The 12,526-nt window shown below is 58.1% G+C and carries 12 protein-coding genes and 1 pseudogene; 2 read left to right on the forward strand and 11 right to left on the reverse strand.

The annotated features are described in order from the left end of the window. Window positions 1-55: 55 nt before the first annotated feature. The 3 genes from rpoD to rpsU form a co-directional block, all read right to left on the reverse strand. On the reverse strand, window positions 56-1,900 hold the full coding sequence (rpoD, locus tag ACE3MN_RS03300) for an RNA polymerase sigma factor RpoD (protein WP_004125383.1): 1,845 nt from the start codon (window positions 1,898-1,900) through the stop codon (window positions 56-58). Window positions 1,901-2,173: 273 nt separating this feature from the next. Then, window positions 2,174-3,919 carry a DNA primase gene (gene dnaG / locus ACE3MN_RS03305; protein WP_004872393.1) on the reverse strand — a complete coding sequence of 582 codons (1,746 nt, stop codon included), beginning with the start codon at window positions 3,917-3,919 and terminating at the stop codon, window positions 2,174-2,176. Window positions 3,920-4,152: 233 nt separating this feature from the next. Further along, window positions 4,153-4,368, reverse strand: coding sequence for a 30S ribosomal protein S21 (rpsU, locus tag ACE3MN_RS03310; protein WP_001144069.1), 216 nt, complete (start codon window positions 4,366-4,368; stop codon window positions 4,153-4,155). A gap of 237 nt (window positions 4,369-4,605) precedes the next feature. Between rpsU and tsaD the strand changes: the two genes are divergently transcribed. Beyond that, window positions 4,606-5,619 (forward strand): tRNA (adenosine(37)-N6)-threonylcarbamoyltransferase complex transferase subunit TsaD, encoded by a 1,014-nt coding sequence (tsaD, locus tag ACE3MN_RS03315; protein ID WP_004872392.1) that lies wholly within the window; start codon window positions 4,606-4,608, stop codon window positions 5,617-5,619. Between the two features lie 46 nt (window positions 5,620-5,665). Here the strand turns inward: tsaD and ACE3MN_RS03320 are convergent, their stop codons facing one another. From ACE3MN_RS03320 to ACE3MN_RS03355, 8 genes are all read right to left on the reverse strand, one after another. Next, entirely contained in the window at window positions 5,666-7,273 is a 1,608-nt protein-coding gene (locus ACE3MN_RS03320) for a purine-cytosine permease family protein (protein WP_024358693.1), read from the reverse strand. 151 nt (window positions 7,274-7,424) lie between these two features. Beyond that, window positions 7,425-8,042 carry an urease accessory protein UreG gene (gene ureG, locus ACE3MN_RS03325; RefSeq protein ID WP_004105899.1) on the reverse strand — a complete coding sequence of 206 codons (618 nt, stop codon included), beginning with the start codon at window positions 8,040-8,042 and terminating at the stop codon, window positions 7,425-7,427. Between the two features lie 8 nt (window positions 8,043-8,050). Then, on the reverse strand, window positions 8,051-8,725 hold the full coding sequence (locus ACE3MN_RS03330) for an urease accessory protein UreF (RefSeq protein ID WP_024358692.1): 675 nt from the start codon (window positions 8,723-8,725) through the stop codon (window positions 8,051-8,053). Beyond that, window positions 8,726-9,196 (reverse strand): urease accessory protein UreE, encoded by a 471-nt coding sequence (ureE, locus tag ACE3MN_RS03335; RefSeq protein ID WP_004125362.1) that lies wholly within the window; start codon window positions 9,194-9,196, stop codon window positions 8,726-8,728. A gap of 9 nt (window positions 9,197-9,205) precedes the next feature. Then, window positions 9,206-10,909, reverse strand: coding sequence for an urease subunit alpha (gene ureC / locus ACE3MN_RS03340; RefSeq protein ID WP_024358691.1), 1,704 nt, complete (start codon window positions 10,907-10,909; stop codon window positions 9,206-9,208). Then, a complete protein-coding gene (locus ACE3MN_RS03345; protein WP_004135711.1) occupies window positions 10,902-11,222 on the reverse strand; it encodes an urease subunit beta in 321 nt (106 codons plus the stop codon). The genes ureC and ACE3MN_RS03345 overlap by 8 nt, the downstream gene beginning before the upstream one ends. Window positions 11,223-11,231: 9 nt before the next feature. Continuing rightward, window positions 11,232-11,534, reverse strand: coding sequence for an urease subunit gamma (locus ACE3MN_RS03350; protein ID WP_004125356.1), 303 nt, complete (start codon window positions 11,532-11,534; stop codon window positions 11,232-11,234). A gap of 9 nt (window positions 11,535-11,543) precedes the next feature. Then, window positions 11,544-12,368, reverse strand: a complete 825-nt coding sequence (locus ACE3MN_RS03355) for an urease accessory protein UreD (RefSeq protein WP_024358690.1) — start codon at window positions 12,366-12,368, stop codon at window positions 11,544-11,546. Here ACE3MN_RS03355 and ACE3MN_RS03360 point away from each other — a divergent pair. Next, window positions 12,358-12,441 (forward strand): annotated as a pseudogene (locus tag ACE3MN_RS03360) (short-chain dehydrogenase); the annotation flags it as partial. The gene ACE3MN_RS03355 and the pseudogene ACE3MN_RS03360 overlap by 11 nt on opposite strands. Window positions 12,442-12,526: the final 85 nt, after the last annotated feature.

Consider the following 12,526-nt stretch of genomic DNA (forward strand, 5'->3'; position numbering starts at 1 on the left):
TCAGGCATAAAAAAAGCCAGTCATTTGACTGGCTTTTTGCGGTACGCGGCGATAATTAATCGTCGAGGAAGCTACGCAGCACTTCAGAGCGGCTCGGATGACGCAGTTTACGCAGCGCCTTCGCTTCGATCTGACGGATACGTTCGCGGGTAACGTCGAACTGTTTACCCACTTCTTCCAGCGTGTGATCGGTATTCATGTCGATACCGAAGCGCATACGCAGGACTTTCGCTTCTCGGGCGGTCAGGCCAGCCAGAACGTCATGGGTGGCGGCGCGCAGGCTCTCGGTGGTGGCAGAGTCCAGCGGCAGCTCGAGGGTGTTATCCTCGATAAAATCTCCCAGATGCGAATCTTCATCGTCGCCAATCGGCGTTTCCATGGAGATCGGCTCTTTGGCGATTTTCAGCACCTTACGAATTTTATCTTCCGGCATCAGCATACGCTCGGCCAGCTCTTCCGGCGTCGGCTCGCGGCCCATCTCCTGCAGCATCTGGCGGGAAATACGGTTGAGCTTGTTGATCGTCTCAATCATATGCACCGGAATACGGATGGTGCGCGCCTGGTCGGCGATAGAGCGGGTGATCGCCTGACGGATCCACCAGGTTGCGTAGGTGGAAAACTTATAGCCGCGGCGGTATTCAAACTTATCAACCGCTTTCATCAGACCGATGTTGCCTTCCTGGATCAGGTCTAGGAACTGCAGACCGCGGTTGGTGTATTTCTTGGCGATCGAGATAACCAGACGCAGGTTCGCTTCAACCATCTCTTTCTTCGCACGGCGGGCTTTCGCTTCACCGATGGACATGCGACGGTTGATATCTTTTACCTGCTCAATGGTCAGGCCGGTCTCTTGCTCAATCTGTTGCAGCTTCATCAGGCCGCGCTGGACGTCTTCTTTTACGTCAAGCAGCTTCTCTGACCACGGCTTGTTCATGGCGATGGCCGCGTTGAACCAGGTTTCGCTGGTTTCGTTGCCAGTGAACAGAGTGATGAAGTTTTTCTTCGGCATTTTGCACTGTTCAACGCACAGCTTCATGATAATACGTTCTTGAGTACGAACGCGATCCATCATGACACGCATGCTGTTAACCAGGTAATCAAACTGCTTCGGCACCAGACGGAACTGTTTGAACACTTCAGACAGCTTGAGGATCTCTTCCTGCGCTGCGGCGTGGCTACGACCTTTCGCTTTGATGGTGTCGCGGGTCAGTTCGTACTGCGTACGCAGTTCGGCGAATTTCTCGCGCGCCAGCTCAGGGTCGATGCTGTTGTCGTCATCGCTGCTGTCGTCGTCTTCTTCTTCATCTTCGTCTTCGTCGTCATCCATCTCTTCCTGAGAGAGTTCAGAACCGACGTGAGTGGCGGTTGGCGCCAGATCTTCTTCAGCGTTCGGGTCGACAAAGCCGGTGATCAGATCGGACAGGCGCGCTTCTTCCGCTTCAACGCGATCGTACTGCTCCAGCAGATAGGTGATCGCTTCCGGGTATTCCGCAACCGAGCACTGGACCTGGTTAATCCCGTCTTCGATGCGTTTAGCGATGTCAATTTCGCCTTCGCGCGTCAGCAGTTCGACGGTACCCATTTCGCGCATGTACATGCGCACCGGGTCGGTTGTGCGTCCTATTTCAGACTCAACGCTGGAGAGAACCTGCGCGGCAGCTTCTTCCGCATCTTCGTCGGTATTGTTGTTCGTTTCAGCAAGCAAGAGATCATCGGCATCCGGTGCTTCTTCCATCACCTGAATGCCCATGTCGTTGATCATTTGGATGATGTCTTCGATCTGGTCGGAGTCGACGATATCTTCCGGCAGATGGTCATTGACCTCGGCATAGGTCAGATAGCCTTGCTCCTTACCACGTTGGACAAGAAGCTTCAGCTGTGACTGCGGGTTTTGCTCCATAAGACGGTATCCACACTTAATTCGTTTGATTGGTGTAAGCAGGCGAACTGCCAACATTTAAAGCGAGGGCGTACTTATATTATTGCCGCTGCGCCTCGAGCGGCTGTCGGGGGCTTCCCGAACGATATTCGGCAGTTAAGCCGTTAAATACGTCATCCTTCAAGTTGTCTTAGCGTTAGCTGCGTTCCTTCATCCTGGTCATGGATTTATGTTTCCTTCCAGGAGTTCGTTCTCTTGCTGCCTTGATACAACTTGAATGATTTAATCTTTCGCTTATTTTTTGGCCAGTTCCTGGCTGATAGTCCAGAGCTCCCGGCGTTCTTCACTGCTTAAACCGTGCGTGCGGTCGCGAGCTATCAACTCTTCTTGCCGCAGTTCCAGCAGTGAATCAAACATATGGTTGAGCGAGTCGGTGAAGGTTTTTTCAGCAATATCCTTATCTGCTATATCGTCCCACATCGACAGTTTTTCAAGGGTTGCGGCTTCATTTGTGCCGCGATACTGCTCTAAAAGCAGTCCGGTAGTCAGGCCCGGCTGTGCTAAACAGGTTTTAACCAGTTCGTTGAACAAACCAAGCCCGGGCATTTTACGCGGGTCCAGCCCTTCGAGAGGCGGTACCAGCGGGGCCAGGTCCGGGTTTTGTACCAGTAGTCCTATCAGTATACGCATGGTCGTGCGTTTTAGCTGCGGAGCAGGGCGCTGGATGCCATTTTCAGACTGTTTTGGCATTAAACGTTCAAGCTGCGCATCGTCTAAAATCCCCAGCTTATTGCCTAACTCCTGACGCAGATAAATGCGCAGCGTTTCGCCCGGTACCTGAGTTATTAGCGGCAAGGCTAACGTACTCAGCTGCGCGCGTCCGTCCGGGGTGCTCAAATCCACCTGCGGTAGCAGGCTGTTGAACAAAAACGTGGAGAGCGGCTGAGCCTGCTCCATCCGCGCTTCAAATGCGGCTTTCCCCTCTTTGCGCACCAGCGTATCCGGATCTTCGCCATCCGGCAGAAACATAAAGCGTAGCTGACGCCCGTCGGTCATATACGGCAGCGCCGTTTCCAGCGCGCGCCAGGCGGCATCGCGGCCAGCCCGGTCGCCGTCGTAGCAGCAAACCACCTGATTGGTGACCCGGAACAACAGCTGAATATGGTCAGCGGTCGTCGACGTTCCTAACGACGCAACGGCATAGTTGATGCCGAATTGCGCCAGCGCCACCACGTCCATATAGCCTTCGACCACCAGCAGGCGGGACGGTTCAGCGTTGTCCTGCTGCGCTTCATAAAGACCGTACAGCTGGCGGCCTTTATGGAAAATATCGGTCTCCGGGGAGTTCAGGTACTTCGGCAGGGCATCACCCAGCACGCGACCACCAAAACCAATCACCCGGCCTCGCTTATCGCGGATGGGGAACATCACCCGTTCGCGGAAGCGGTCGTAACTGCGCCCCTGATCGTTCGTGACCAGCATGCCTGCATCAATCAGCGACTGGCGATTTTCTTGATTACCGCCAAAACGTTTTAAAACGTTGTCCCAGCCGGGAGGGGCGTAGCCAATCGCAAAGCGCGTAATGACCTCACTGCTTAAGCCGCGTTTTTCCAGATACTGGCGCGCGGGGTCGGCGGCGGGTTGCATCAGAGACTGTTGATAAAACGTGTTCAGACCATCCATCAACTGATAAAGATTTTGCCGCTGATGGCGCTCAATCTGGCTGGGCCCGCTACCTGCTTCATACGGCACGTCAAGATTATGCATGGCGGCCAGCTCTTCGACGGTTTCCACGAACTCGAGCTTGTCGTAGTTCATCAGGAAGTCGATAGCGTTGCCGTGCGCACCGCAGCCAAAGCAGTGGTAAAACTGTTTTTCACCATTGACGGTGAAAGAGGGGGTTTTTTCGTTATGGAACGGACAGCACGCGTGATAATTCTTGCCCTGCTTTTTCAGCTTTACCCGGGCATCGATCAGATCGACGATGTCGGTGCGCGCCAGCAGGTCATTGATAAATACTCGTGGGATTCGTCCAGCCATATGCCCCGTTTTATACACTTGAGCCTTCAGATTGCCTCTGCGTTGGCTAAGTTCGTTCACCCCTGCCACTTACTTGAGTAAGCGCCGGGACTCACTCCCTTACTGCCTGAGTGCATCCTGAATGATGTCGTGTATATGCTAATGCATAAACGAAAATAAGCCGCGCATTCCTTTCGGAAGCACGGCCTTACAACTACAACTCGGTCTGAATTGAGAGCTATGCTCCCAACAGATTAGTACAGACGAGTGCGGCGTGCGTTTTCGCGAGCCAGTTTCTTCGCGTGACGTTTCACTGCTGAAGCTTTAGCGCGCTTACGTTCGGTAGTCGGTTTTTCATAGAACTCACGACGACGAACTTCCGCCAGAACACCTGCTTTTTCGCATGAACGTTTGAAGCGACGCAGCGCTACGTCGAACGGCTCGTTTTCACGTACTTTAATTACCGGCATGTAACTCTCACCTTTGATAAATTCGGTTTGCCGCTGGCATCAGCGCCAGCTTATTTCAAAATGGTGCGGAATTTTACTGCAATTGCTGCTGCTTTGTAAAGCACCGACGCGATTTTTGAAAGGGACTTTTATAAGGACAGGGAGTATACACGAAGTGAACGCCAGGGGTGAGGAAAGTTTTACATCAACCCGCATTGGTCCTACACTGCGCGGTATTGAAACGAGGTAAAACTAGCCATGCGTGTACTGGGAATTGAAACATCCTGCGATGAAACCGGCATCGCCATTTATGACGACGAAAAAGGTCTGTTAGCCAACCAGCTGTATAGTCAGGTGAAATTGCACGCTGACTACGGCGGCGTGGTGCCTGAGCTGGCCTCGCGCGACCACGTGCGTAAAACTGTCCCCCTGATTCAGGCGGCGCTCAAGGAAGCCGGGCTGACGGCAAAGGATATTGATGCCGTTGCGTATACGGCGGGCCCGGGTCTGGTTGGCGCGCTGCTGGTCGGCGCCACGGTTGGCCGATCGCTGGCGTTCGCCTGGAACGTTCCGGCGATCCCGGTACACCATATGGAAGGGCACCTGCTGGCGCCGATGCTGGAAGATAATCCGCCGCAGTATCCTTTTGTCGCGCTGCTGGTTTCCGGCGGTCATACCCAGCTGATCAGCGTCACCGGCATTGGCCAGTACGAGCTGTTAGGCGAGTCTATTGACGACGCGGCGGGCGAAGCCTTCGATAAGACGGCTAAACTGCTGGGGCTGGATTATCCCGGCGGCCCGATGCTGTCGAAGATGGCTTCTCAGGGCACCGAAGGGCGCTTTGTCTTCCCGCGACCGATGACCGACCGCCCCGGCCTGGATTTCAGCTTCTCTGGTCTGAAAACCTTTGCCGCGAACACCATCCGCAACAACGGCGATGACGACCAGACCCGCGCCGATATCGCCCGCGCGTTTGAAGACGCGGTCGTGGATACGCTGATGATTAAGTGCCGCCGCGCACTGGAGCAAACCGGCTTTAAACGGCTGGTGATGGCGGGGGGCGTCAGCGCTAACCGTACGCTGCGCGCGAAGCTGGCGGAAATGATGCAAAAGCGCGGTGGGGAAGTCTTCTATGCCCGTCCTGAATTTTGCACCGATAACGGCGCGATGATTGCCTATGCCGGGATGGTTCGTCTGCGCTCCGGGGCGAAAGCGGAGCTCGGCGTGACCGTTCGTCCGCGCTGGCCGCTGGCTGAACTCCCGGCGGCATAACGTCTTCTGTTTCACAGGCCGACGTCCTGTCGGCCTGCCTTCCTACTTATTCCATACTCTTACACAGCGAGCAAATCGCGCCCTGATGCTTGTGCGAATGCATTACGTCCGGACGTTCGTACTCCTCCCGGCAGCTCAGGCAGCGGTAAACGGTGGTCGACGCGTTGCCCTGCGCATCGTAGCGCGGCTCGGGGATCCCGTCATCGCGCTGTTTAATGTAATAGCGCCCGCGGGTGGTGATCCCCATGACCGGCGTCATTACGAAAGCCACCGCCAGCGCGATCAGCGGCGAGAACGGCGCCAGCGTTTCGCCCAACAGGCCGAAGAAGGCGCTAATCGACAGGCCTGCTGCGAGGGCAAAAGCCACCACGCCAACCGGGTTGACGTTATAGATCATCCCGCGACGATACTCCGGCTGCGCCGGGGCCAGCTTCAGCAGGCCTTTGTTGACGGTGATATCGGTGGCGACTACCACCACCCAGGCGATGGCAAAGTTGGAATAGAAGCCGAGGATCCACGCCAGAGCGCTGAACATGTCGCCTTCCATCAGGGCAAGGGCAATGGTCAGGTTGACGATGACGAAAATAATCCGCCCCGGGTAGCGCTTGGTGGTGCGCGTCCAGGCGCTGGTCCACGCCAGCGAGCCGGAATAGGCGTTGGTGACGTTAATTTTAATCTGCGAGATAACCACCAGTACCACCGCGAGGGTAAGCGCCAGCCAGCCGGGGACCAGGTTATCGAAGACGCTGACGAACTGCTGTACCGGCTCGGTGTTATGCACTGCCGGGAAGCGGGTCAGCAGATAGAAGCCGAGGAAAGCGCCGATAATCTGTTTAATCGCGCCTAACACGACCCAGCCCGGACCAGCGGAGAACACCGCCAGCCACCAGCTTTTGCTGTTTTCCGCGGTCTTCGGCGGCATAAAGCGCAGGTAGTCGATCTGCTCGCCAATCTGCATGATCAGCGACAGGCATACCCCCGCGCCGAGCATAATGGCGGTCAAGTCTACCGTTGCGGCGTTGTTTTTACCGGCGAAGTTCATAAACCCATCCACCAGATCCGGGTCTTTGGCGATAAGCCAGGCCACCGGAACCACCATCAGGACCAGCCACAGCGGCGTTGTCCAGACCTGAAGGCGAGTCAGCGCCTTCATGCCGTAGACCACCAGCGGCAATACCATCAGCGTGGCGATGAGGTAGCCCATCCACAGCGGGATCCCCAGGCCCACCAGCAGCCCCTGCGCCATGATCGAGCCTTCAAGCGCGAAGAAGATAAAGGTAAATCCGGCGAAGATAATGCTGGTGATCACCGAGCCAAAGTAGCCGAAACCGGCGCTGCGGGTGATCAGGTCGAGGTCGATGTTATAGCGCGCGGCGGTAATCGCCAGCGGGATACCGGTAAGAAAAATAACCAGCGCCGCCAGCAGGATCGCGTAAATCGCATTGGTGGTGCCCCACGCCATGCCGATGCTGGCGCCGATAGAAAAGTCAGCCAGATAGGCGATGCCGCCTAAGGCGGTCACCGCCACAACCCCCGGTCCCCAGCGGCGAAAGCTCAGCGGAGCATAGCGAAGGGTATAATCTTCCAGCGTTTCTTTTGAGCCGGAGGCACTGGTTTGCGCAGGTAAATCAGTTTTTATATCCAGTGATGACATAGTCATTCCTTAATGGTTAGGCATGACTGGAATTAGCAAACCTTATGCCACATCGCAGGGCAGGCGCTATCAGGGCTTCATGAAGGGGATGGCTAAAGAGAGGGCGGGGCATGCACCATCCCGACACCTCTGCGCCGGGATGGTGCAGGGGTTACTTGCCGAGCATGCCTTTGTCTTCGATAAAGGCGATGATATTTTGCAGGCCGTCGCCGCTTTTCAGGTTGGTGAAGCTCCACGGGCGTTCGCCGCGCATGCGCAGGGTATCGCGCTCCATCACTTCCAGAGACGCGCCCACGTACGGTGCAAGATCGGTTTTATTGATCACCAGGAAGTCGGATTTGGTGATCCCCGGTCCGCCTTTGCGCGGGATCTTTTCCCCTTCCGCCACGTCGATGACGTAGATGGTGAGATCCGCCAGCTCCGGGCTGAAGGTGGCGCTCAGGTTATCGCCGCCGCTTTCCACAAAGATGAGATCGAGATTGCCGAATTTCTCGCTCAGCGCTTCCACCGCGGCAAGGTTCATTGACGCGTCTTCCCGAATGGCGGTATGCGGGCAGCCGCCGGTTTCGACACCGACAATTCGTTCAGGCTCCAGGGCGCCGGCTTCGGTGAGAATGCGCTGATCTTCTTTGGTGTAGATATCGTTGGTCACCACCGCCAGCTGCCAGGTGTCGCGCATGGCTTTGCAGAGGGCTTCCAGCAGCGCCGTTTTTCCGGAGCCGACCGGGCCGCCGACGCCGACGCGCAGCGGTTGCTTAATCATGTTCATACCTTCTCCTAAGAACGGAATAATCGGGAATACTGGGTTTCGTGCCGGGCGGAAGCGATAGCCGCCAGCGGCGTCGCCGAACCGAGGGCGTCGTCCGGGGCGGCGAGGGCGCTGTCCATGTCCGCCGCGTAGCGGTCGCACAGGCGTAGAATCAACTGCTGGGCCGCCTGCTGGCCAAAGGGCACCAGCTTGACGCCCGCCATCACCGCGCTTTCAATCCAGCTATAGCCAAGGCTCAGGGCCAGGTCAGGAATGGCGATTTGCCAGCGTACGCCGAGCCACGCCATGCCGGTTAGCTGACTTTGCTGGCACAGCTTGCGCCACTCGGGCGGGCAGTCCGGCTGCCAGTCGGCCAGCAGCCGGGTGAAGGCCGCGCCGCGGTTGCGCTCTTCATCGCGCAGCTCGCGGGTTTCCCGGCAGGCGAGCAGGTAAGCGGTCCAGCGCCTGGCGCAGGCCAGATCGCCCGCTTCGCAGGCCCGGTAAAGCCGGGCGAACAGCGGCAGATCGACGGTAAAAAAGCTCTGCTCCATCTGCCGCAGCTGCCAGCGCTCAAAGGCGGCGGTATCCGCTACCCAGCCCGCTTCCACCGCCCACTCCAGCCCCTGGGACCAGCTGTAGCCGCCAACCGGGAGGCTGCTGCTGGCAAGCTGCATTAAGCGCAGACGTTTTTCCGGCGTCGGCATTTAGTGGCTGTGCTCATGATGGTGATGATGGTGATGGCCGTGTGATTCGCTGGCGTAGGCGCCGGCTTCCGGTTCAAACGGCAGATGCGCGAAATCCACGGCCAGACCAAACTGGCGCAGCATATCGTCCAGGACGTGATCGTGATGATAGCGCAGCTCGCCGGGCATAATTTGCAGCGGCACGTGGCGATTGCCAAGGTGATAGCAGGCCTTCGCCAGCACAAAGGGGTCATCGCAGCGTACGACCGAAACGGCTTCATCGGCGGCGATCACTTCGATGAACTCGCTGCCGTTTTCGTTGCTGAGAATATCGCCGCCGCGCAGCAGCAGGCCGCGCGGCAGCAGCAGGCCCGCCTGACGACCATCGTTAAGCGTGACTTTTATGCGGCTTTTTACCCGCACGTCAATCGGCAGGGTAACGCTGGCCGTGGCCTGCGCCGGGGTCTCCACCCGTTGGGTTAAATAAAGCATGTGCGCTCCTTAAAACAGGAAATAACGTTGCGCCATCGGTAGCACGTCCGCCGGTTCGCTGGTAATCAGTTCGCCGTCGATGCGCACCTCGTAGGTTTGCGAATCCACGGTAATATTGGGCAGCAGGCCGTTGTGGTGCATATCGGCTTTTTGTACCTCGCGGCAGCCTTTCACCACCGCCGTCGCGCTGTGCAGGTTCAGCCGTTCAGCGACGCCGTTTTCCGCCGCCGCCTGCGACAGGAAGGTCAAACGGCAGCGGTGACGGGCGCTGCCCAGCGCGCCGAACATCGGGCGATAGTGCACCGGCTGCGGCGTTGGGATAGAGGCGTTGATGTCGCCCATCGGCGCCATGGCGATCATGCCGCCTTTAACGATTGTCGCCGGTTTCACGCCGAAGAACGCCGGGGACCACAGCACCAGATCCGCCAGTTTACCGGCTTCAATCGAGCCGACTTCGTGGGCGATACCGTGGGTCAACGCCGGATTAATCGTGTATTTGGCGATATAGCGCTTTACGCGGAAGTTGTCGTTATCGCCGCTCTCTTCCGCCAGCGGGCCGCGCTGAACTTTCATCCGGTGCGCTACCTGCCAGGTACGTAACACCACTTCGCCGACGCGCCCCATCGCCTGCGAATCAGACGAGGTAAGGGAGAAGGCGCCGAGGTCGTGCAGGACGTCTTCCGCGGCGATGGTTTCCCGCCGAATGCGCGATTCGGCAAACGCCACGTCCTCGGCGATATCCGGATCGAGGTGATGGCAAACCATCAGCATATCCAGATGTTCGTCAATGGTGTTGACGGTATAGGGCAGCGTCGGGTTGGTCGACGACGGTAAAATATTGGGGTGCGCGCAGGCGGTAATAATATCCGGCGCATGGCCGCCGCCCGCGCCTTCGGTATGGAAAGTATGGATAGTGCGCCCGCCGATGGCCGCCAGGGTATCCTCAACGAATCCGGACTCATTGAGGGTGTCGCTGTGCAGCGCGACCTGCACGTCCATTTCGTCAGCCACGGTCAGCGCGCAGTCGATTGCCGCCGGGGTCGCGCCCCAGTCTTCGTGAATTTTCAGGCCGATAACCCCGGCCGCGACCTGCTCACGCAGCGCGTCGGGATTCGAGCCGTTGCCTTTACCCAGTAGGCCGATATTGACCGGCAGGCTGTCGGCGGCCTGCAGCATCCGCGAGATATACCACGGCCCTGGCGTACAGGTCGTGGCGTTGGTGCCCGCCGCCGGGCCGGTCCCGCCGCCGATCATGGTGGTGACGCCGGAGACCAGCGCCTCTTCCGCCTGCTGCGGGCAGATCCAGTGAATATGCGTATCGACGCCGCCGGCGGTGACGATCTTACCTTCCGCCGCAATAATTTCCGTGGCCGCGCCGATCGGGATCGTGACGTTGGGCTGAATATCCGGATTGCCGGCTTTGCCGATCGCGAAGATCCGTCCGTCTTTGACGCCAATATCGGCTTTGACGATCCCCCAGTAATCGACGATCAGGGCGTTGGTCAGCACCAGATCCACGCACCCGGCGGAAAGCATCTGTCCCTGCCCCATTCCGTCGCGGATCACTTTACCGCCGCCAAATTTGACCTCTTCGCCGTAGGTGGTCAAATCATCTTCGACCTCGATCCACAGCTCGGTGTCCGCCAGGCGAACTTTATCGCCGGTGGTAGGGCCGAACATGTCGGCATAGGCCTGACGTGAAATTTCACTCATCGTTTGCCTCCAGCGCGCCCATCACCTCGCCGCGAAAACCGTACACCGCACGGGTTCCGGCCAGCGCCACCAGCTCCACCTCGCGTTTTTGACCCGGCTCGAAGCGCACTGCGGTGCCGGCAGCGATATTCAGCCGATAGCCGGTCGCCTGCTGGCGATCGAACTTCAGCGCCGGGTTGACCTCGGCGAAGTGGTAATGCGAGCCGACCTGAATCGGCCGGTCGCCGTGATTTTCAACAATAATGCTGCAGGTTGCGCGGCCAGCGTTGAGGGCTATCTGTCCGGGCTTTATCTGATATTCTCCAGGGATCATCGCGTTACCTCAGATTATCGGATTATGAACGGTGACCAGCTTCGAGCCGTCCGGGAAGGTGGCTTCGACCTGGATATCGGGGATCATTTCCGGCACGCCTTCCATGACCTGGTCACGGCTCAGGACGTGGCGTCCCTCTTCCATCAGCTCGGCGACGCTTTTGCCATCGCGCGCGCCTTCCATAATAAAGGCGCTAATCAGGGCCACGGATTCGGGATAGTTGAGCTTCAGGCCGCGGGCCAGGCGACGCTCCGCCACCAGTGCGGCGGTAAACAGCAACAGCTTGTCTTTTTCTCTGGGTGTCAGTTCCATAGCGTTCTCTTAAGTCAGCCAGATTCGGGGAAGTACCGGAGATTTGCCGGTCAGATGCGGGCGCATGAATTGCCAGATATCGCGCATCGCCCGCTGGCAAAGCAGATTATCATCGCTTAAAAAACGTACCGCTAGCAGGCCGTCGGTGAGCGTAGCGCCGGCGTAATTTGCCAGCGGCGTAAGCTTTTCGCGTACGCCTTCCAGCAGCGTTTCGTTCGCCGGGTAGAACAGCATCGTTCCCACCCACGGCTGCTGCGCGACGCAGGCCAGCTGTCCATCGGCCAGGCTCAGGCGCTCAATCAGCAGCGGAGAGCCGTCGACCCACACTTCCAGCCGATTGGCGAGCGCGCCGTGGCTAAAAGCTTCGCCGATAACCGGTCGGCCAAGGCACAGCAGGTCCCAGGCCAGCAGCGTGCTGGAGGCGGCGAGATGAAAGGCGGTAGACAAAGCGGCGTTGGCGCCGGGAAAGAAGATCGCGTCCTGCGGCAGCCACTCGAGCGTCGAGTTTTCGGCCAGCGTCAGGGTTTGCTGAAGCCGCGCCTGCGCGCCGCTGCTGCGATAAAACTTGCTGGCGCCGGGCATGGTGATCAGGGTATGGCAATCGGCATCAATGGTCGCGCTAATGGTGAGCTCATCGCCGCCGACGATGCCGCCGGGCGGATGAAGCAGATAGAGGTGGCAGGTCTCTGCTTCGGGATAAAACGGGCGCTGAACGGTGAGGGGACCGACATGGCGACGGGAGGCGAGCGTGGTTTTCCCGCCGAGAAATTGAAACTGGAGGTCCAGCGTGGCCTGCCAGCCTTTTTTATTCTGTGCTAACACGGTGCCGTGCAATGTCGCGCCCCTGCAAAATCAAGATAAAACAGCAGCGAAGAGTATTGATCGGGGGGCAATCATCCCGATCATATGAAAAGCTTATGCCCGTCATACTTCGAGCCGCAGCGGCGTTGGCTACGGGCTACTCGGCCCATCCATGGGCCTCGCCCTGGCGG

Origin of the sequence: Klebsiella grimontii, from assembly GCF_042137965.1 — a bacterium.
In the GTDB taxonomy this organism is placed as follows: Bacteria; Pseudomonadota; Gammaproteobacteria; order Enterobacterales; family Enterobacteriaceae; genus Klebsiella; species Klebsiella grimontii.

Bases quoted from the DNA above. Each gene is read 5' to 3' on its own strand.
- rpsU (WP_001144069.1), bottom strand. From the start codon at position 4,368: ATGCCGGTAATTAAAGTACGTGAAAACGAGCCGTTCGACGTAGCGCTG.
- ureC (WP_024358691.1), bottom strand. From the start codon at position 10,909: ATGAGTGAAATTTCACGTCAGGCCTATGCCGACATGTTCGGCCCTACC.
- ACE3MN_RS03350 (WP_004125356.1), bottom strand. From the start codon at position 11,534: ATGGAACTGACACCCAGAGAAAAAGACAAGCTGTTGCTGTTTACCGCC.
- ACE3MN_RS03330 (WP_024358692.1), bottom strand. From the start codon at position 8,725: ATGCCGACGCCGGAAAAACGTCTGCGCTTAATGCAGCTTGCCAGCAGC.
- ureG (WP_004105899.1), bottom strand. From the start codon at position 8,042: ATGAACATGATTAAGCAACCGCTGCGCGTCGGCGTCGGCGGCCCGGTC.
- tsaD (WP_004872392.1), top strand. From the start codon at position 4,606: ATGCGTGTACTGGGAATTGAAACATCCTGCGATGAAACCGGCATCGCC.
- ureE (WP_004125362.1), bottom strand. From the start codon at position 9,196: ATGCTTTATTTAACCCAACGGGTGGAGACCCCGGCGCAGGCCACGGCC.
- ACE3MN_RS03345 (WP_004135711.1), bottom strand. From the start codon at position 11,222: ATGATCCCTGGAGAATATCAGATAAAGCCCGGACAGATAGCCCTCAAC.
- rpoD (WP_004125383.1), bottom strand. From the start codon at position 1,900: ATGGAGCAAAACCCGCAGTCACAGCTGAAGCTTCTTGTCCAACGTGGT.
- dnaG (WP_004872393.1), bottom strand. From the start codon at position 3,919: ATGGCTGGACGAATCCCACGAGTATTTATCAATGACCTGCTGGCGCGC.
- ACE3MN_RS03320 (WP_024358693.1), bottom strand. From the start codon at position 7,273: ATGTCATCACTGGATATAAAAACTGATTTACCTGCGCAAACCAGTGCC.